This window comes from Marinobacter sp. PE14, assembly GCF_053566155.1.
In genome coordinates this window covers 177,339-197,140 of the sequence record NZ_JBQXNY010000003.1, presented here as the reverse complement: position 1 = coordinate 197,140, position 19,802 = coordinate 177,339, and the positions used below count along the sequence as shown (strand labels likewise).

Sequence of the window (19,802 nt, the reverse complement as noted above, 5' to 3'; positions counted from 1 at the left end):
GATCACGGTATGCGACGTTGGGGCATTCGCAAGAAAGTGTTGGTGGTAACGCTGGTTCCCACCCTGCTGACCACCCTGATGCTGGGGCTGTTCTTCACCTACAGCTGGGTTAACAATATAGAAAGCCTGCTGAAGGATCGCGGCGAATCACTCTCTCGTCAGCTCGCCGCCGGTTCCGAGTATGGCCTGTTCACCGCCAATCGCAGCCTGCTCAGCAGTCTCTCCAATGCCCTTCTGGAAGAGCAGGACGTCCGCTCCATTACGTTCTTCGGCAGTGACGGCTCCCGCCTCCTCCATACCGGGCCGGGAAGCTCCGAAACCGTGCAGTCCGGGGAGCTCAATGCCGAGCACGCAACCCGGATATCCCGGGAAAACAGCACCCGCTTCATTACCCCCGTTTTTCTCCAGGATCTGATGATCGAGAGCATGCTGGACCCGGATGCTCGCCAGTCAATGTCGAATCTGCGGGAGCCTCTGGGCTGGGTGGTTGTGGAAATGTCCCACATCCGCACCGAAAAGGAGACCTACAAAGCCCTGCTGATTTCCCTGCTGCTGGTTCTCGGCGGCGTTATTCTCAGCATGGCCATTGCGCTGCGCCTGAGCCGGGCGTTTACCAATCCGGTGTTCGAGCTCAACGAAGCCGTAGCCAAACTTAAGGAAGGCAAGCTGGACACCCGCGTCTATACCGGCGCAGGCCCTGAGTTCGAGCAGCTGGAATCCGGCCTTAATGCCATGGCCGAGGAGTTGAGCAAGGCCCAGGCTGAAATGCAGCAGAACATCGATCAGGCCACCGAAGATCTGCGGGAAACGCTGGAGACCATCGAAATCCAGAACATCGAGCTCGATTTCGCTCGAAAAGAAGCGCTGGAGGCCAGTCGGATCAAATCAGAGTTCCTGGCCAACATGTCCCACGAAATCCGCACCCCCCTGAACGGCATCATAGGTTTCACCGAACTGCTCCTGAAGAGCCCCCTGCCACGTCAGCAACGGGATCACCTGAGCACCATCAGGAAGTCGTCGGAGATCCTGCTCACTATCATCAACGACATCCTCGATTTCTCGAAGATTGAGGCTGGTAAGCTGATCCTGGACCGGGTGCCTTTCCAGTTACGGGATATCGTCGAGGAAGTCATGGTCATGCTGGCGCCAGCGGCACACGCCAAAAATCTCGATCTGGTGCCACTGGTCTATAACGACGTGCCGGACAACATCATGGGCGACCCCCTGCGGGTCAAACAGGTGATCACCAATCTGGTCAACAACGCCATCAAGTTCACCCAGACCGGCGAGGTGGTCCTGCGGGCGAGCCTGGAAGAGGAAGAAGCCGATACCAACCGCGTAACCCTGCGCCTGAGCATCACCGATTCTGGTGTGGGCCTCTCCCGGGCCCAGCAGCAGTCTCTGTTCAACGCGTTCAGCCAGGCCGATGCCTCCACGGCCCGGCAATACGGTGGCACCGGCCTTGGACTGGCCATCTCGAAGCGTCTGGTGGAAGAAATGGGCGGCAAGATCGGGCTCGAAAGCGAGCTGGGCAAAGGCTCCACCTTCTGGTTTACCCTCACCTCTGAGCTTGCCACCAGTGGTGAAGCCATTGCCCCCAGGGATGCCCTGCGAGGGGAAAGGGTCATTTACCTGGAACAACAGAAAACCACCGGGCTGGCCGTGGAACACCTTTTACGAGACTGGGGCATGGTGGTGGACCGGGTTGCGTCACCGGGTGCCCTGCAGGAACACATTGAGGAGGCCCAGAAAAGCCAGGCAGGCTATGCGGTGGCGATTCTGGGCATCACCCGACACCTCCTCAATTCCAGCCAGTACTGTGGGCTTGTCCGCACCCTGGAGATCGAACGGGATTGCCGGACACTGCTACTGACCCCAACCCTTGAAACCCACGACACACCGCTATCGGGACTTGCCAGCGGCCACCTCACCAAACCGGTGTGTCGAGATTCCCTTTACGACGAGCTTCTGCTGCTGGTGCACGGCATCAATTCCAGCGGGCGGGTCCCCGAATACGAGATTTCGGCCAACCGCGCAACGACCGCCAATGTTCCGAGAGTGCTGGCCGTGGACGATAACGATGCCAACCTCAAGCTGGTGATGACCCTGCTCGAAGACTGCCAACTGGATGCCGAAAGCGCTTCCAGCGGCTTTGAAGCCCTGAGCAAGGCCAGACAGAAACCCTTCGACCTGGTCTTCATGGATCTTCAGATGCCCGGCATGGACGGAGTGGAAACCACTGCAAGGCTAAGGGAGATGGATACGGGGAATCACCGGACCCCAATCATTGCGCTGACGGCCCATGCCCTGGCAGACGAGCAGGAACGACTGACCAAGCAGGGCTTCGATGGCTACATGCCCAAACCCATCAGCAGTGGCCAGCTCAACGACATCATTCATGAGTACACCGGCTATGTTTGCCCGAAGAGCGGCAGCGACGGCCGGCTTCCAGTTCCGGAAGTTCGCGACACCCGTCGGGCGCTCCGGCCATCAACTCGCAAAATGCAGCAGGATTGCGTCAGCGTGGACGAAAGCATTCAACTGGCCGCCGGCAAGGCGGACCTGGCCGAGGAACTGTTCAGCATGCTGCTGGAGCAGGTTCATGTAGACCGCGGGCGGATTGCGGAACTCTGGGCGAACGACAACATGGATGAACTACTGGAGTGTGTTCACAAGCTCCATGGCGCTACCCGCTACTGCGGCGTGCCGGAACTGAGAGCCGCAGCCAACCATCTGGAAACGGCCATCAAATGCTCTGCGCCGGATCTGGAGCACCAGAAAGACCAGCTGATCTCGGCCATAGAGCGCCTACAGATCTGGAGCGACCAGACCGATTGGCAACAGCTGTTCCGGGAACGCCATGAGGCCGCCGAAACGACCTGAGACTGCCCCAGATCAGGCCCGACTTCGGGCCTGATCGATGATGACTTTCATATCCCGGACCGCCTCTTTGAGACCGGTGAACACCGCGCGGGCGATGATGGCGTGGCCGATATTCAGTTCGTTGATGCCATGGATTGCCGCCACTCGCTCGGTGTTGTGGTAATGCAGGCCGTGGCCGGCATTCACAATCAGCCCCTTCTTGCGGGCGTAGGCAACGGCGTCGGCAATGGTTTTGAAGGCGGCGTTCTCGGCTTCAGGAGTTTCGGCCTCGGCATACTCTCCGGTATGCAGCTCCACTACCGGCGCGCCGCAGCGGACCGCGGCATCAATCTGGACCGGATCCGGATCAATAAACAGTGAAACCTCGGCACCAATCCGGGCCAGGCGTTCACAGGCCTTGGCAACCCGGGATTCCTGACCCTCGACATCCAGACCGCCCTCGGTGGTCAATTCCTCACGCTTCTCTGGCACCAGGCAAACACATTCCGGCCGCACCTGTTCGGCAAACGCCAGCATCGCATCGGTTACCGCCATTTCCAGATTCATCTTGGTCTGGAGCACCTCTTTGAGCAGCAGCACATCCCGATCCTGAATATGACGCCGGTCTTCCCTGGGATGGATTGTGATGCCGTCTGCACCGGCCTCCTCGGCCATCAGCGCTGCCTGGACCGGATCAGGGTACCGGGTACCCCTCGCCTGACGGAGGGTGGCAACGTGATCAATATTGACGCCAAGCAGTACTCTAGGATTCATGGGATTCTCCCCGAAGGTGAGTGAAAAGGCTGCGACTGTTCAGGGGACGCCCCTGGAGAAGGTAATCGATCAGGACCCGCATAACCCGTTTAGCCAGCCGCCGACAGCGATCCGATTGCAAATCTTCACGGGCGAGATCGAGTAAAACACCGCCGGGAAGATTCCGCAGGCGCACACCGGGCGACAGCCCGGACACAATGCCCTGCTCCGGATCATAACAATACTCCCGGCCGGGCTCGACGGATTGCCCTGTATCGGTGGCAAGATCCCAGGCAAAGTCATAGCCGAGGGCGGACGCAAAGGCGAGTTCAAACCGCCGCAGCACCGGCTCCACGTCTTTGGTGTCGGACAGCTGCCCAATGGCATCTATGTAGGCCGCAAAGAGGGTCGGATGGGGATCAGCAGCGGGCAGAACCCGCTGCAACAGTTCATTCAGGTAGAGGCCACTATAGAGCGACACTGTCCGGGTGATTGCAGGGCCGGTTCGCACATCAACCTGGGTCAGGGTTTTCAGGTCGCCCCGACCGGCCCAGTCCACCACCAGCGGCTGGAACGGCTGCAGCTGGGCTTTCAGAGGACTTTTAGCACTGTTGGCGCCCCGGGCAATGACGGTCATCCGGCCATGGTTCAGGGCAAAGAGATCCACCATCAGACTGGTTTCCCGCCAGGGCCGGCGGTGAAGGACATAAGCGGGCTCCTGCAGCTCAGGCCCCTTCATAGCCGCCTCAGAGGTCGTTCATGCCCAGGCTCTTCAGGGCCCGGTCGCTGTCTGCCCAGCCACGCTTCACCTTGACCCAGAGCCTCAGCATGATCTTGCTGTCGAACATGCGCTCCATATCCGTGCGCGCCTCCTGACCGATCCGGCGCATCCGTTCACCTTTTTCGCCGATGATGATCTTCTTCTGGCCTTCACGCTCGACCAGGATCAGCGCGGAAATATGCAGGGTCTTGCCCTCCCGCTTGAACTCCTCGATCTCCACCGCCACGGAATAAGGCAGCTCGGCCCCCAACTGGCGGGTAATTTTTTCCCGGACAATCTCCGACGCCAGGAAACGCTCACTGCGATCGGTGATCTGATCGTCCGGGTAGAAGTGAATACTCTCCGGCAGGAAACGCCCCACCGCCTCTTCCAGAGGCTCGAGATTGGTCTCTTTCAGCGCCGAAAGCGGAATGATCTCGGCAAACTCACGCTTTTTAGAGAGCATGTCCAGGTGCGGCAGCAGGCTTTCCCGCTTTTCAATCTTGTCGACCTTGTTCACCGCCAGGATCACAGGGCATTTCAGCCGGCTGAGTTTCTCCAGCACCATCTCATCGGCGGTCGTCCAGGCCAGCTGATCCACCACGAACACCACCACATCGACATCAATGAGCGCCGACGTGGCCGCCTTGTTCATGTAACGGTTAATGGCCCGGGGCTCTTCCTCATGCATGCCCGGTGTGTCCACGTAGATCGCCTGCACCGGCCCCACGGTCTTGATACCAAGCACCTGATGACGGGTGGTCTGCGGCTTGCGGGAAGTGATGCTCAGCTTCTGCCCGAGAATATGATTCAGCAGCGTGGACTTGCCCACGTTCGGACGGCCAACGATGGCCACAAAACCGCAGCGACTGTCCGGGTTTTCCGGACGGGTGATATCGTTCATTACTGGTTCTCCACGCCCAGTTCTTTCAGGGCGTTACGGGCTGCCTGCTGCTCGGCCACCCGGCGGCTGCTGCCGGTCCCGGTGGTCTTTCGGTCCAGCGATGGCAGCGCACAGGATACATGGAATGTCTGGTTGTGGGCCTCGCCGTCCACGGAAATCACGTCATAGCGCGGCAGTGGAAACTGGCGGGACTGAAGGTATTCCTGCAAACGGGTCTTGGGGTCTTTCTGGGTATCCTGCAAGTCGAGCTTTTCCAGACGGTGCTCGAACCAGCGCAATACCTGCTCCCGGCAGGTATGGAAATCACTGTCCAGGTAGATCGCGCCGATGATGGACTCCACGGCGTCGGCCAGAATGGATTCCCGGCGGAAACCCCCGCTTTTCAGCTCTCCCGAGCCCAGTCGCAGGTATGTGCCGAGCTGGAACTCCCGACCAATTTCGGCAAGTGTAACGCCTTTTACCATCCGGGCCCGCAGACGACTCAACTGGCCTTCTCGGGCTTTTTCGAAGTGCAGAAACAGATACTCGGCAATCACCATATTCACAATGGAATCACCGAGGAATTCGAGGCGCTCGTTATTCTGATTTCCATAGCTCCGGTGGGTGAGTGCCAGCAGAAGCCGCTCTGGCGATTTGAACTGATAGCCGATGCGTCGCTGTAACTGATCCAGATCCGGTTGTGAACTCACTTGCCCTTCATCTCATATTTGTGCTTGAAGTGAACTACCGTATCCACATTGCTGAACAGGTTGTTGCGCACTTCGTAATCAACATTGATAACGACCAGATCGCCGTCTTTATCGACCGAAATATTCTTGGCATCAAATCCCCGGACATTGTTCACGCTGAGCCGTTTGTTGATCAACGTACGAACCTGGGCCGGCCCCATCTGGGAGAGGCCTTCGGTGCCATCAAGGCTTTCCAGCGCTTCCTGAATGGTGATGTCATCCAGATAGGCGGGACCAAGCTTGATCACCAGCGTCAGCAGGCCACCAAAAAACAGCACCATCACCATCATGGTCAATGCCGAGGCACCGCGCTGACGGCCCATGCCGGAAAGATTGTTTTTCTTCATTATGACTGCGCTCCAGATAGTCCGAGTTACTCGATTCCGCCTACACGATCAAAGGATGGCAGACTGGTAAGGGATTTCCAGTGCATCCAGATAGCAAAGGCCTTGCCCACCACCAGCTCGTCCGGGACCGTGCCCCAATAGCGACTGTCATTACTGTTGTCGCGATTGTCACCCATGACGAAATAATGACCCTCGGGCACCAGCCACTCGCCCTCACCACTGCCGCCAGACCGGCCCATGGTCAGGAAAATGTCGTGCTCTACTTCACCGAGATCCTCGCGGCGCAGCTCCATCGGCGGTAACCGCGCAATAAACCGGGTTTCCACCCGATCGCCATTGATGAACAGCTGCTTGTCACGGTAGCGGATATGGTCACCGGGCAAACCGATCACCCGTTTGATGTAGTTGGTCTGGCCGTCCTCCGGGTAGCGGAAGACCATCACATCGCCGCGCTGGGGATCGCCGACCGGAATCACTTTGGTGCCGGCAACCGGCAGCCGGAACCCGTAGGCGTATTTGTTCACCAGAATGAAATCGCCGACTTCCAGCGTGGGCAACATGGAGCCCGACGGGATCTGGAACGGTTCAACCAGGAAAGAGCGCAGCACCAGCACAATGGCCAGCACCGGAAAAAACGATCGGCTAAGGTCAACCAGGTAGGGTTCTTTTGGCTCCTCCGATTCCGCTGGGGAGCCTTCATCCACTGCGTGGCCGGCGCCGCTGGCCCGGTAGGCAGCAAGACGGCGCTCACGAAGAAACAGCTTGTCCGCCAGCCAGATCAGACCCGTTGCGAAGGTCAGTACCACCAGTACCAGGGGAAAATCGATATCCATCCAGGAGGCCTTTTATTTATCCACTTTCAGTACGGCAAGAAACGCTTCCTGAGGCACCTCGACATTACCCAGCTGCTTCATACGCTTTTTACCTTCTTTCTGCTTCTGCAGCAGTTTCTTCTTCCGGCTGACATCACCACCGTAGCACTTGGCGGTTACGTTCTTGCGCAGCGCCTTCACGGTGACCCGCGAGACCACCTGGTTACCAATGGCGGCCTGAATGGCAATATCGAACATCTGCCGCGGAATCAGTTCTTTCATCTTTTCGATCAGCTGTCGGCCTTTGTAATTGGCCTGTTCCTTGTGCACGATCAGGGCCAGTGCATCAACGCGCTCGCCATTGATCAGCACGTCCAGCCGCACCAGATTGGCGGTCTGGAATCGGGTAAAGTGGTAATCCAGAGAGGCGAAGCCGCGGCTGGCCGACTTGATGCGATCGAAGAAGTCCATCACCACCTCGGCCATCGGAAGCTCATAGGTGAGCTGAACCTGGGTCGTCATGAAATGCATGTTCTTCTGGACGCCACGCTTTTCCTCGCACAGGGCTATTACGTTACCGATATGCTCCTGGGGCACCAGGATATTTGCTTCGACAATCGGCTCACGCATTTCCTCAATGGAACCAATATCCGGAAGCCGGGACGGATTGTCTACCGACAGGGTCTCACCCTGTTTGGTAACCACCTCATAGATCACCGTTGGCGCCGTGGTGATCAGGTCGATGTCGTATTCACGTTCCAGCCGCTCCTGGATAATTTCCATGTGCAGCATGCCAAGGAAACCGCAGCGGAAACCGAAGCCAAGAGCATCGGAGCTCTCTGGCTCGAAAAACAGGGAGGCATCATTCAGGGTGAGTTTTTCCAGGGCATCCCGGAAATCGTTGTAGTCGTCGGCGCTGACCGGGAACAAGCCGGCATAGACCTGGGGCTTCACTTTCTTGAACCCCGGGAGCATCGGCGTCTGTTCGGCGAACTTCTGGTGCACGATGGTATCGCCCACAGGGGCCCCGTGAATGTCCTTGATACCGGCCACCACGAAGCCGACATCGCCGGATTCCAGCATGTCGGTGTCTTTCGGTTTGGGATTGAAAATACCGACCTTATCGGCATTCCAGGCCCGGCCGGTAGACTTGATGACGATCTTGTCGCCCTTTTTCAAGGTTCCCTCGGTCACCCTCACGAGTGAGACGACACCCAGATAATTGTCGAACCAGGAATCGATGATCAGAGCCTGCAGAGGCGCGCTGCGATCGCCCTTCGGTGGCGGGATCTTCTTGATCAGATCCTCCAGTACATCCTCCACGCCCAGGCCACTCTTGGCGCTACAGCGAACCGCATCAGACGCTTCAATGCCAATGATGTCCTCGATTTCCGCCGCTACCCGTTCCGGTTCGGCCTGTGGGAGGTCCATTTTGTTCAGTACCGGCACTACTTCGAGACCCTGCTCAATGGCAGTGTAGCAGTTGGCCACAGACTGGGCTTCAACACCCTGCCCGGCGTCCACCACCAGCAGGGCTCCCTCGCAGGCATAGAGCGAGCGCGAAACCTCGTAGGAAAAATCCACGTGGCCCGGTGTATCGATAAAGTTCAGTTTGTATTCCTGCCCGTCACGGGCGGTGTAATTCAGCGTGACACTCTGGGCCTTGATGGTAATCCCTCGCTCACGCTCGAGATCCATGGAGTCCAGGACCTGCTCAGCCATTTCACGGTCGGTCAGGCCGCCGCAAACCTGGATAAAACGGTCTGCCAGCGTGGATTTACCATGGTCGATGTGGGCGATGATGGAAAAGTTACGGATTCGGCTCAGTTCAGTCACAGACAATGAATACTCAGTTAAGACGAAGGATTGAGCCCGGAGGGGCCGCTACCCGGATCCGGGAACGGCGTGATTTTACCGGTTACCGGCCGCCATTGCCATGATCAGGAAATCAGCGGCCTTTCGTACTGCCGGATAAGGAAACCAATGAGCGCATCCTCGTCCAGCGGATAGCTGAACAGGTTGCCCTGGCACTGGGCGCAGTCGTGGGTTTTCAGGAAGCTCAGCTGCTGTGGGGTTTCCACACCCTCCGCGACCACCGTGAGGTGGAGCTTGCGGGCCAGGGCAATCACTGCGGATGCAACATCCGTGGCGCTGACATTGTAGGGAATGTCGCGAATGAACCGATGATCGATCTTGATAACATCCAGCGGTAGCTGCTGCAAAGCAACCAGTGAACAGGAGCCGGTGCCAAAATCGTCGAGGATCAGGCAGACCCCGAGATCATGAAGTGACACCAGCAACTCCCTGAGCATTCGCGGATCTTCATTGAGCAGCTCCGCCGGCATCTCCAGCTCCAGCCGCTCCGGCGAGACGCCCGTCTCGGTGATGACTTGTCGGATCATGTCCAGGAAGCCCGAATCGGTCAGTTGTCGAACGGACAGATTCACCGCCATTTTCAGGGATTCAAAGCCGGCCCGTTCCAGGGCCTGAACCTGGATACAGGCCTGTCTCAGGGCCCATTCACCGAGGCGGACAATCAGGCCGGTTTCCTCAGCAAGACCTATGAACTGCTGTGCCGACACCAGACCCTTCTCCGGATGGTGCCAGCGCAGGAACGCCTCCACCCCAATGACCCGTTCACTGGCCAGATCAATCTTCGGCTGGTAGTGCAGAACGAAGCGATCGCCATCCAGCGCCGTGGCCAACTCCTCCTGCTGCAGAAGCCGCCTTGCCGCCTTGATGTTCATGGCCGGGGTGAAGAACTGGAACGTATTCCGACCCAGTTCCTTGGCACGATACATCGCCAGATCAGCGTACTTCATCAGGGTTCCGGCATCCTCACTGTCGTGGGGAATCATGGTGATGCCGATACTGACCGTGATGCCAACTTCGTGATCGTTCAGCCGGATTCGCTGGCACAGGCTGCGCAGGATGGTCTCTGCGACTTTGCCGGCAGCATCGGAGTCACTGATCCGGGACAACAAAACCACAAACTCATCGCCGCCGAGCCGTGCAACCGAATCCTCCTCACGGACGCAACCCACCAGCCACTGCGCCACCTGGCAAAGCAGTTCATCGCCGGAATCGTGGCCCAGGGTGTCGTTGATACGTTTGAAACCGTCGAGGTCCAGGAACATGAGGGCGGCCGGTTCACCACTCCGGCGACTGCGGCTGACCACGTGATTCAAACGGTCCCGGAACAGTTGCCGGTTCGCCAGGCCGGTGAGCGGATCATAGAATGCCAGCCTGTGCAGCTCGGATTGGGCGGCCTTGAGCTGGGTCAGATCCCGCAGGCTAAGCACAACGCCATTGACGCCGGGCACCGACAACATGGCCGTAAAGGTGCCCTCCATGTCCCGCCATTGCCCCTGGGCATCACGGATACGGACCCGGATGACCGGCATCTGTTTGCCCGGCGACTGAACGGAATCGTCAAAGCCTCTCTGCAGCTGGGGCCAGTCGTCACCATGAACGAGCTCCTCAAAGTTCAGGGCCTGAACCTGATCCGGCTCGAAGCCAAGGATATCGAGGCTGGAAGGGCTCGCGTAAAGGGGTTGCCCGGTACGGTCCATCACCAGGGTGACATTGGCTGCGCCCTCGGTAATCGCCCGATAGCGGCCGGCACTGATCTGCGCCATCAGGCGTGAACGGATCAGGGCAAGCACGAAAAGAAACAACAGAGCGCTGATCACCAGGCCACTGCCCAGAACAATCGGAGGCCGCGGATCCGAGGCCAGGAAATCAAAGGCTGGTGTTGAACGGGTCTGCAACAGCCAGTCGCGACCACCATGGCTGATGGTCTGGCTCATCTGGAAACTGAATTCGTTGTCCAGAGACCCCAGATTGGAGCCGTACATGAGGTTCTGCCGTTCCACGACTCCGGCATCGTAGATCCGGACATCCAGAAACGGCGAGATCAGGCCAACGATGCCGTCGATAAGATTGTTCATCCGGAAGGCACTGAACACATAGCCCGCCAACATCATGCGACGCTCGGCCCGGATCTCGGGCACTTCTCCACCCTGGTAGACGGGGTAATACATCAGAAAACTGGCCTGGTCTTCGCCAAGCTCTTCCTGGACCAGCACCACCTTGGCAGTCACCGTGGGGGTAGCATCATCCCGGGCCTGCTCCATGGCCTGGCGATGAATGGGATCGCTGAAGGCATCGTAGCCGAGGGCCCGTCGATTACGCTCCGTGCCAGGCTCCAAATATACCATGGGGTAATAGTAGGGGCCGCTACCCAGCGGGTTCACCAGGTAATTATGCACCCCTTCAGCGCGGACAGAAGCAATATGATCGGCCATCTGGCGTACACCGATACGACGAACATAGCCTATACCCTGAATGCCCGGGTAGTAGCGGTTGATATCAACCTTGTCCACGTATTCGCGCCATTGGTCACGGGAAACGTCTCCGGCCACCGCAAACAGACCGGCACTGCCGGCCAGCACCTGCTCGTAATTCAGCAAGCGCTCTTCGATGGCGGATTTAAGCTGGAGCGACTGGGTGCGGAAACGGGCTTCCGTGCGGTCTTCGACCAGCCGGATGGACACCTGCCAAAGCAACAGGGTGACGGCAACGGCCACGGCGAAGATCAGCCAGGCAACCCAGGCATTGCGAAATTCCAGTAACTTGCGAAGAGAGAGTTCCTGTCTGTTCATCATGGGGCTGGTCCGTTCCATGGCCACTCGTTTTTATTGACCGACGGAGTATAACAAAAGCCCCTGCAGGTGTCGTTTCCAACACCTGCAGGGGCTTTCTTTCCAATAATGCGGATCAGCAGACGGGTATCAGGGCTTCATCACCAGATACAGCGCCCGGCCCTGGCGAACCACCCGAACCGATACCGCCTTGCCCTCGGGCAGCGACTGGACAGCCTCGCGGAATTCCTGCACCGATGTCACCTTCTGGCGATTAATTTCTGTGATCACATCTCCCGCACGGATGCCCGCTTCGGAGGCAGCACCCCGCGCGACGTTATTGACCACGACACCGCCGTCAATACCCATGGAGTCGGCCATGTCTGTGGGCAGCGGTTCGACCATCATGCCCAGGGGCGCGGAGCCGGGACCATCACTGTCACTGGAAGGTGCTGAAGCCTGCTGGCTTCCCTCCTCGGGAAGGCGGCCGATTTCAACCTGAAGCTCGATTTCCTCGCCCCCGCGAAGCACTCTCAGCTCGGCAGTTTCACCAACCGGCGTGCGGCCAACCATGGGCGGCAAGTCAGAGGAAAGCTGCACCTCGTCGCCGTCATAGCTAAGGACGATATCCCCTGCCTGCAAGCCGGCTGCCTGCGCCGGCGAACCGGCCATCACTTCGGCAATCAATGCACCGCGGGGCCGCTTGAGACCAAAGGATTCGGCCAGATCACGGTTCACTTCCTGAATCAGTACCCCGAGCCAGCCACGGGACACAGAGCCATTGTCCCGCAACTGACGGAACACGTTCATCGCATCGTCAATGGGAATGGCAAAGGAGACCCCCATGAAACCGCCAGAGCGGGTGTAGATCTGGGAGTTGATACCGACCACTTCGCCCTCCAGGTTAAACAGAGGGCCGCCGGAGTTGCCCGGGTTGATCGCCACATCGGTCTGAATGAAGGGCACATAGTTTTCCGATGGCAGCGAGCGACCCAGGGCGCTGACGATTCCGGCAGTTACTGTGTAATCGAATCCGAACGGGGAGCCAATCGCAAAAACCCACTCACCGACTTTCAGGTCCCGGGACCGACCTACCTGAACGACCGGCAGGTCATCGCCATTTTCAATTTTCAGCACGGCCATATCGGAACGAGGATCCGTTCCAACCAGGGTCGCAGGCAGCTCGCGCCGGTCATTCAGCCGCACGATGATCTCATCGGCACCCTCGACCACGTGATTGTTGGTCAGTACGTAACCGTCCGAGGAGACAATAAACCCGGAGCCCATGGAACGGCGTGGCTGGGAGTTGCCAGGCCCACCTCCAAACGGAGACTGGGGGCCGCGGAAGAAATCCTGGAAAAACTCGGGAAGCTGTTCCAGCTGACGCTCATCAAACGGCATTCCGGGGGAGCCGGAATTGCGGCGCGTGGGCTCGGTGGTTGTACTGATGTTCACCACCGCACCGGCGTTATCTTCAACCAGCTCGGTAAAATCAGGCAGACTTCGGGCTGAACTCGCCTGACTCCAGCCTGCCAAAACCACGGCGGACAGCAAAATCAGCAAAGCGGCCGGCATCCTTCCGGGTATGAAATTACGTGACGACTGGGCAACTGCTGTTGCACTCGACATGTTGTACCCCCTGTTGTTCTTACACCTAGACGTAGTTTTGGGTTCGGCCCACCGATTTTCAACTTACAAAACCGTAGGGTTTACAGACAGTTTTCAGAGGCTATCCGGCTTACCCGGACCAGGCGGGGCTCATACTCCTTGCCGCCCGCGTCTTGCAGTTTGCGTCCTGCGAAAAAACCCAGAGCCAGTCCAGCGACAGCGGCCAGCATCGCGGCGCCGTCGCTACCACCGGACATCTGGTGCCCGAGGATACTTGCGACGACCATCAGGAGCAGGGGGACGGCGTAGACCAGAATGGAAGCGCCCAGCAACGCCTGCTCATCGATTCCGATGGTTACTTCATCTCCCACCCTGGCATTGACCGAGTTGGTCACCAGAATCTGGTTGGCGCGTCCGCCGGAAGCAGCCGCCAGGACTTTCTGGCCACAACCATTGCGGGCAGCACAACTCTGACAGGCGCTGGTTCGAATCGTCTGGACCCAGACCTTGTCGCCCTTAAGCGCGACAACTTTTCCAGTTTCAGTAATCACGGTTCACCCGCACCCAGGGCAACTGAGTCTTCAATACGCACCGATTCGGCAACCTGGCGGGCAGTCTGCGGGGGCAGCTCACCCACAACGGTAATCAGAAAAGCGTTATCCCCTTCCCTCAGCTGGTGCATATAAACGGTGGTGGCGCCGATCAGGGAGGCACCCGTCGGCATGGTAACCGGGCCAGCCGGCTCGACGAAGACCGAGAAAGCGGCGAGGCCATCGGAGAAGGCAACCGCCTGACCCTTGCCAGAGCGGGGCGCTGCAGCAGGGACAAACCCTTCCGGACGCCAGCCAAGCTGCCACCCGTCCATACGCTGGACCACCGATGCCGTAGCAGCAGGCTCATCCAGCGTTCTGGAGATTTCACGGCCCTCGGTACGGATCTCAAATTCGCTATCGGGAATGTCCTCACCGATGTGCAGGCTGGTAAACTGAAACTGCTCGAGCACTTCCCCCTCGGCATTACGAACGTGGCTCTTCACCAGAAGACCGGTGGATTTTTCCAGCCAGAGCCGGTGACTGTAGCGGTAGGGATCTTTGGCGCTTAGCGCCACTGAAACCACGTCATATCCTGCGACCCGGTCCTCTCCTTTCATTTCCGCCCGATACCAGTGGCTGACCGGCATCAGCTGACTGGTGAACGCTTCGGCAAATGGGCCTGAAGGAATCACCTGGTCAAGCTTGACGCGGCCTGTTTCGGGAAGCACGCAGACCACATTCATGCCCTTGCGAACAATTTCGCCACTGCCGCCGTCTTGCAGCACCAGCCGCTCCTCAACAACGCCATCATTATAACGATGGGCAATCTGCATGGAGTGCACGCTCCCGCCCCGGGCGTAAACAAACACACCGCGGTAGGACGTCATGTTCAGGGCTGGACCCAGCCTTTCAAGCCAGGCGGATGCCTCGTCTTCGTCCGCCGCAGCCGGCAGCGATCCAGCAAGCGCGAGAAAAAAACCCACTAGCATGGACAGCGCATGGCTTGGAACAACATTAATGAAGACTTGAGGCATGATTAAACTCTCGCTCCGGGGTTCAGTAGCCGGCACCGTTGGCACTGACCAGACGGGCATAGCCGACCGCGCCCCGCCCGGCGCCAACGCTGTTGTGTTGTGCGTGCTCCAGCAGGTAGCGACTCATATACTCCCACTGCTCCTCATCAAGACCCTGCAGGGCAATTTCCCTGACCGGCTGTTCCTGCACAGGCGTTTCTGGTGCGGCTGCGGTCACGGGCTGTACCGGCCCGGTAGCGGAGGAATCCCAACCGGCACCAGCACCGAACCCGACAAGGAGCGCCATGGCAACCATGGCGGCAGCCGGCCAATGCCAGCGGCCGGACCTGGTGGCCGGTACGGCAGTTTCCGGCCTGGCCGCGTTAGAACCCCGCCCGTCAAGCAATTCACGGACACCAACGCTGACATCCATACCGTGAGCCGGGGAGTGGCCGTCATGCATAAGGTCGCGAACATCCTGCCAACGCTGCCACTGCGCCCGAACCTCGTCCTGGCGATCGTGGGAAAGCAGGCGACGTACCGAAAGTTCGTCAGCTTCGTCGTCCATCATGGCGGACAGTGTTTCTCTGAGACGATCATCCATGGGATGCAACCTCAATTACGTCACCGAGTGATTGAGTAAAGGCCCGAGATGCCGATCAACCGCATCCCGGGCTCTGAATATTCTTGAACGGACAGTACCAATCGGGCACTCGAGGATACCCGCGATATCCTCGTAGCTCAGTCCATCGTATTCCCTGAGCAGAAAGGCAGAGCGCAGCTCCTCAGGAAGCTGGGCGATCGCCTTGTTCAATTCTTTCTGGAGCTGTTCCCGTTGCAGGAGCCGTTCAGGTGAAGCGGTGTCACGCAGCCGTGAACCGTCATCGAAATTCTCCGCTTCCGCTGAGTCGGCACTGCCCTGCGGACGCCGGCCGCGGGATTCCAGGTAATTCTTCGCGGTATTGACGGCAATCCGGTACAGCCATGTATAGAAGGCGCTGTCCCCGCGGAAGCGCTCGATCGCCCTGAACGCCTTTACGAAGGTCTCCTGAGTCAGATCCATGACTTCCTGACTGTCGTAGACGTACCGACTGATAATTGATGCGACTCTGGATTGGTATTTGACCACCAGAAGATCGAAGGCCGCGCGATCACCATTACGGACCTTGCGCACCAGCTGCAGATCCGTCTGGCTGTCCGGGTGATCGCCCTGTTGTTTCTCTGTATCAGGAGTCATGGACTGGTTGCCGGGGTTCCCTGATTTGATGGCCAGCTGTCCGGCCTGTACCAAGTTTCGCTGCGTCATTGATGCTATCCGGCGTCCGTTCATGAAACGGGCTAGACCACCGGTCAGGCGGCTCACCCTGTCAGGCCAAATAGACAGCAAGCGTAAAGTTTAGTTCAATACACGTCCACATTATGGCCTGCGATAACGACCCGATGCCACAGTCCTTCGAATACGATGTTCTCATTATCGGCAGTGGTGCTGCCGGCCTCACCGTCGCGCTCAATCTGCCAGAGCACCTGAAGGTCTGCGTGGTGAGCAAGGCCCAGATCAGCAGCGGCGCCACGCTCTGGGCACAAGGCGGTATCGCCGCCGTTCTGGATGATCAGGATTCCACCGAAAACCACATCTCCGACACCCTCAATGCTGGCGCCGGCCTGTGCCATGAGGACGCTGTGCGGTTCACGGTCGAACATGGCAGGGAAAGCATCAACTGGCTGATCGATTCCGGCGTCGATTTTACGCGGGATCAGGACGCCCACTACCACCTGACCCGTGAAGGCGGCCACAGTCATCGGCGCATCATTCATGCAGCCGATGCCACGGGGCATGCGGTTTCAACCACCCTCACCTCCCAGGCGGAGGCACGACCAAACATAGAACTCATGTCTGGTCGGGTGGCGGTGGATCTGATCACCAATCGCAAACTGTCCCTGCCGGGAAACCGATGCGTCGGTGCCTACATCCTGAACCTTGAAGACAACCACGTGGAGCTGTTCCGGGCACGATTCACAGTGATTGCCACCGGTGGCGCCTCCAAGGCCTACCGCTACACAACCAATCCGGACGGCGCTTCCGGAGACGGGATTGCGATGGCCTGGCGGGCCGGTTGCCGGGTCGCAAACATGGAGTTCAACCAGTTCCATCCCACGTGCCTGTATCACCCTCACGCCAAATCCTTCCTGATCACTGAAGCCGTGAGGGGCGAGGGTGGCCTGCTGAAACTGCCGGATGGTTCCAGGTTCATGGATCGCTTTGACGAGCGTGGCGAGCTGGCGCCCCGCGATATCGTTGCCCGGGCCATTGACCACGAAATGAAACGACTGGGCGCTGATCATCTGTACCTGGACATCAGCCACAAACCTGCCGACTTTATAAAGCATCACTTTCCCACGATCTACGAGAAGTGCCTGGGCTTTGGTATCGATATTACCCGTGAGCCCATTCCCGTGGTTCCAGCCGCTCACTACACCTGTGGCGGAATCATGAGCGACGAACGTGCCCGGACCGATGTTAACCAGCTCTATGTGGTCGGCGAGGCCGCCTTCACGGGGCTCCATGGCGCCAACCGAATGGCCAGCAACTCCCTGCTGGAATGTCTGGTTTATGGCCGTGCGGCTGCGGCGGATATCGCCCGCCGGGAAGCCGACATTCCGCCACCGCCAGAGGCGCCAGACTGGGATGAAAGCCAGGTCCGGGACTCCGACGAGGACGTGGTAATCTCCCACAACTGGGACGAGCTTCGCCATTTCATGTGGGACTACGTCGGCATTGTGCGGACCACCAAGCGGCTGCAGCGGGCCAAGCACCGGGTGGACCTTCTGTCTGCGGAAATCGGTGAGTTCTACAGCAACTACCGTGTCACCAACGACCTGCTGGAACTTCGGAACCTGGTCACCGTGTCTGATCTCATCATATGTTCGGCACTGCAGCGCAGGGAAAGCCGAGGGCTGCACTACACTCTCGATTATCCGGGACTGATCAATGAGGTGCGTGATACCGTGCTGGTTCCCACCACCTACCGTACACTCGCGCCCTGAACGAACACCGTTTTTACACAGGATTCAATGGTAAACACTATGTCAGAGACACCTGCATCGTCTGAAAAAGCAGAATTCAACCGCCTCTGGTGGCATAGCCGCAGAGGCATGCTGGAGCTGGATAACCTTTTGATTCCCTTTATGGAAGAGGCCTTTCGCGATCTCGACGCTGAAGACCAGGCCCGCTACAGGAAACTGCTCACCTGCGAAGACAACGACATGTTTGAGTGGTTCATGCAACGCAGCCGTCCGGCAGATCCTGATCTTCAACGCATGGTCGACATCATTCTCAAACGTGTCCAGCCGGATTGAACTAACGCTCACGCCCTCCCTGCTGGTTGGCCTGCTTGCGGTGCTGCCATGGCTTTTTCTGCTGGCGTTCCTGGTGATGGCGGTGCTGGCAGGCAAATTCTGGCTTCTCGTTACAATCCCGATTGCACTGTGGGGCGCCGCCCTGCAGTATCGGTCAAACGGGTTACTTCTGGGCGCTGGTTCCGTGAGTGGCCTTCTGATCGAACAGGACAAACTGTATGCCAGAATCGGAGACAATCAGCAGGTAGAGGTTATTCCGCTAGCCTCCAGCCGGATCTGGTCCGGGCTGGCACTCTTGAAACTTCGGCCTGCCGGCACCAGATTCCGCTCATACACTTCACTCCTGCTGGCACCGATACCCGGAAGGTCGGGCAATGTTCCGGCGGAGGATTTCCGTCGTCTCAGGGTATGGCTCAGACTGGGCCATACCCGGCGATAATCTCACTGATTCAATGACCTGGAGAACGCCATGACCGACACAGACGCCTCTGTATCTGCCGTTGCAGAGTATCCCCTGCCGAGCAACGGTTGGGCGGATCTCGACGACCGCGTGGTTGTGTGCGTCAGCGGCCCGGGCACCGACAAGTTTCTCCAGGGCCAGTTCAGCCAGAACCTCGATGAGGTAACCCCGGAGCATTCACCGCGAGCGGCCGCAGCTACGCCCAAGGGTCGCGCCTACTGCCTCACTCGCATGGTCCGGTCAGGCGACGATATCCTGATGGACTTTCACGCCGAACTCGCTGACGACATCATCAGCCACTTGCGCAAATATCTGATGCTGTTTCGTGGAACCACCATGGAGGTGGTTCAGGAAACGAAGATTATCGGTATTCTGGGCAACGGGCTGGCAGAAACGCTCGCCGGAAAGCCACTGGACTCTCTGAAAGATCCCGGCGACACCTGCACACTACCTGATGGCATCCTCGTGAAGACGCAATCGACAGCCGAGGGCACGTCCCGCTTCGAGCTCTGGCACACTGAGGAAGGCGAAGCCGCACTTCCCGCCAGCTCCCGTATGTCGGTGGCCGACTGGCAGGCCTCCGAAATCGCGGCGGGCGTCGCCTCTCTCACGACCGCCACACAGGAGTCCTTCGTGCCACAGATGCTGAACTGGCAGCATGTGGGCGGCGTGCATTTCAAGAAAGGCTGCTACACGGGTCAGGAGGTGATTGCCCGCATGCACTTCCTTGGGCAATTGAAAAAGAGCCTTTTCCGTTTCCGTGTTGAACAGGCCGAAGACCTGCCCGCTCCTGGAAACGCGCTCCTTGCGGGCGAACGGTCAGTGGGGGAAGTGGTAAACGTCGTAAAATATGGCGACGGCAGCATAGAGCTGCTCGCTGTTGTGCGTCACGATGCAGCCGAAAAAAACCTGCATCCGGATGGCCTTCCAGAAGTGGTGCTGGTGCCAATGCCACTACCCTACCCGGTGCCCGAAAGGGAAAAAAGCGCACAATCAGATACATAAGTTGACAGGCAAACGCG

At 58.6% G+C, this 19,802-nt stretch carries 18 protein-coding genes; 5 read left to right on the top strand and 13 right to left on the bottom strand.

The features are described 5' to 3' along the window. Positions 1 to 9 precede the first annotated feature (9 nt). A complete protein-coding gene (locus ACWJ62_RS11585; protein WP_449286326.1) occupies positions 10 to 2,883 on the top strand; it encodes an ATP-binding protein in 2,874 nt (957 codons plus the stop codon). Positions 2,884 to 2,895: 12 nt separating this feature from the next. Here ACWJ62_RS11585 and pdxJ read toward each other — a convergent pair whose 3' ends face one another. From pdxJ to rpoE, 13 genes are all read right to left on the bottom strand, one after another. Continuing rightward, the gene (gene pdxJ / locus ACWJ62_RS11580) at positions 2,896 to 3,636 is read right to left on the bottom strand and encodes a pyridoxine 5'-phosphate synthase (RefSeq protein WP_449286325.1); all 741 of its coding nucleotides are present in this window, start codon (positions 3,634 to 3,636) and stop codon (positions 2,896 to 2,898) included. Then, positions 3,626 to 4,354, bottom strand: coding sequence for a DNA repair protein RecO (gene recO / locus ACWJ62_RS11575; protein WP_449286324.1), 729 nt, complete (start codon positions 4,352 to 4,354; stop codon positions 3,626 to 3,628). Before recO ends, pdxJ begins: the two co-directional genes overlap by 11 nt. 7 nt (positions 4,355 to 4,361) lie before the next feature. Then, positions 4,362 to 5,279: a GTPase Era gene (era, locus tag ACWJ62_RS11570; protein ID WP_008176182.1), complete on the bottom strand. Its 918-nt coding sequence runs from the start codon at positions 5,277 to 5,279 to the stop codon at positions 4,362 to 4,364. Next, positions 5,279 to 5,968 (bottom strand): ribonuclease III, encoded by a 690-nt coding sequence (gene rnc / locus ACWJ62_RS11565; RefSeq protein WP_008176185.1) that lies wholly within the window; start codon positions 5,966 to 5,968, stop codon positions 5,279 to 5,281. Before rnc ends, era begins: the two co-directional genes overlap by 1 nt. Continuing rightward, a complete protein-coding gene (locus tag ACWJ62_RS11560) occupies positions 5,965 to 6,354 on the bottom strand; it encodes a DUF4845 domain-containing protein (RefSeq protein ID WP_008176189.1) in 390 nt (129 codons plus the stop codon). The genes rnc and ACWJ62_RS11560 overlap by 4 nt, the downstream gene beginning before the upstream one ends. A gap of 26 nt (positions 6,355 to 6,380) precedes the next feature. Next, positions 6,381 to 7,187 (bottom strand): signal peptidase I, encoded by an 807-nt coding sequence (gene lepB, locus ACWJ62_RS11555; RefSeq protein WP_449286323.1) that lies wholly within the window; start codon positions 7,185 to 7,187, stop codon positions 6,381 to 6,383. A gap of 12 nt (positions 7,188 to 7,199) precedes the next feature. After that, on the bottom strand, positions 7,200 to 9,002 hold the full coding sequence (gene lepA / locus ACWJ62_RS11550; protein WP_088829587.1) for a translation elongation factor 4: 1,803 nt from the start codon (positions 9,000 to 9,002) through the stop codon (positions 7,200 to 7,202). A gap of 104 nt (positions 9,003 to 9,106) precedes the next feature. Then, entirely contained in the window at positions 9,107 to 11,833 is a 2,727-nt protein-coding gene (locus ACWJ62_RS11545; RefSeq protein WP_449286322.1) for a bifunctional diguanylate cyclase/phosphodiesterase, read from the bottom strand. Between the two features lie 126 nt (positions 11,834 to 11,959). Next, complete coding sequence (locus ACWJ62_RS11540) at positions 11,960 to 13,384, bottom strand: DegQ family serine endoprotease (RefSeq protein ID WP_449286650.1); 1,425 nt, start codon at positions 13,382 to 13,384, stop codon at positions 11,960 to 11,962. A 134-nt stretch (positions 13,385 to 13,518) separates the two neighbouring features. Continuing rightward, on the bottom strand, positions 13,519 to 13,968 hold the full coding sequence (locus tag ACWJ62_RS11535) for a SoxR reducing system RseC family protein (RefSeq protein WP_449286321.1): 450 nt from the start codon (positions 13,966 to 13,968) through the stop codon (positions 13,519 to 13,521). Then, complete coding sequence (locus ACWJ62_RS11530; RefSeq protein WP_449286649.1) at positions 13,965 to 14,939, bottom strand: MucB/RseB C-terminal domain-containing protein; 975 nt, start codon at positions 14,937 to 14,939, stop codon at positions 13,965 to 13,967. The genes ACWJ62_RS11535 and ACWJ62_RS11530 overlap by 4 nt, the downstream gene beginning before the upstream one ends. Before the next feature lie 67 nt (positions 14,940 to 15,006). Further along, positions 15,007 to 15,567 (bottom strand): sigma-E factor negative regulatory protein, encoded by a 561-nt coding sequence (locus tag ACWJ62_RS11525; protein ID WP_449286320.1) that lies wholly within the window; start codon positions 15,565 to 15,567, stop codon positions 15,007 to 15,009. Positions 15,568 to 15,582: 15 nt separating this feature from the next. After that, complete coding sequence (gene rpoE, locus ACWJ62_RS11520; protein ID WP_008176207.1) at positions 15,583 to 16,269, bottom strand: RNA polymerase sigma factor RpoE; 687 nt, start codon at positions 16,267 to 16,269, stop codon at positions 15,583 to 15,585. A 134-nt stretch (positions 16,270 to 16,403) separates the two neighbouring features. Between rpoE and nadB the strand changes: the two genes are divergently transcribed. Genes nadB through ygfZ form a run of 4 tightly spaced genes read left to right on the top strand, consistent with a single transcriptional unit; the run spans position 16,404 to position 19,785 of the window. Beyond that, positions 16,404 to 18,008 carry an L-aspartate oxidase gene (gene nadB / locus ACWJ62_RS11515; RefSeq protein WP_008176209.1) on the top strand — a complete coding sequence of 535 codons (1,605 nt, stop codon included), beginning with the start codon at positions 16,404 to 16,406 and terminating at the stop codon, positions 18,006 to 18,008. Positions 18,009 to 18,047: 39 nt separating this feature from the next. Continuing rightward, complete coding sequence (locus ACWJ62_RS11510) at positions 18,048 to 18,320, top strand: FAD assembly factor SdhE (protein WP_449286319.1); 273 nt, start codon at positions 18,048 to 18,050, stop codon at positions 18,318 to 18,320. Further along, positions 18,304 to 18,759 (top strand): hypothetical protein, encoded by a 456-nt coding sequence (locus tag ACWJ62_RS11505; RefSeq protein ID WP_449286318.1) that lies wholly within the window; start codon positions 18,304 to 18,306, stop codon positions 18,757 to 18,759. Before ACWJ62_RS11510 ends, ACWJ62_RS11505 begins: the two co-directional genes overlap by 17 nt. A gap of 30 nt (positions 18,760 to 18,789) precedes the next feature. Further along, positions 18,790 to 19,785 carry a CAF17-like 4Fe-4S cluster assembly/insertion protein YgfZ gene (gene ygfZ, locus ACWJ62_RS11500; protein ID WP_449286317.1) on the top strand — a complete coding sequence of 332 codons (996 nt, stop codon included), beginning with the start codon at positions 18,790 to 18,792 and terminating at the stop codon, positions 19,783 to 19,785. The last annotated feature ends 17 nt before the right edge of the window (positions 19,786 to 19,802 follow it).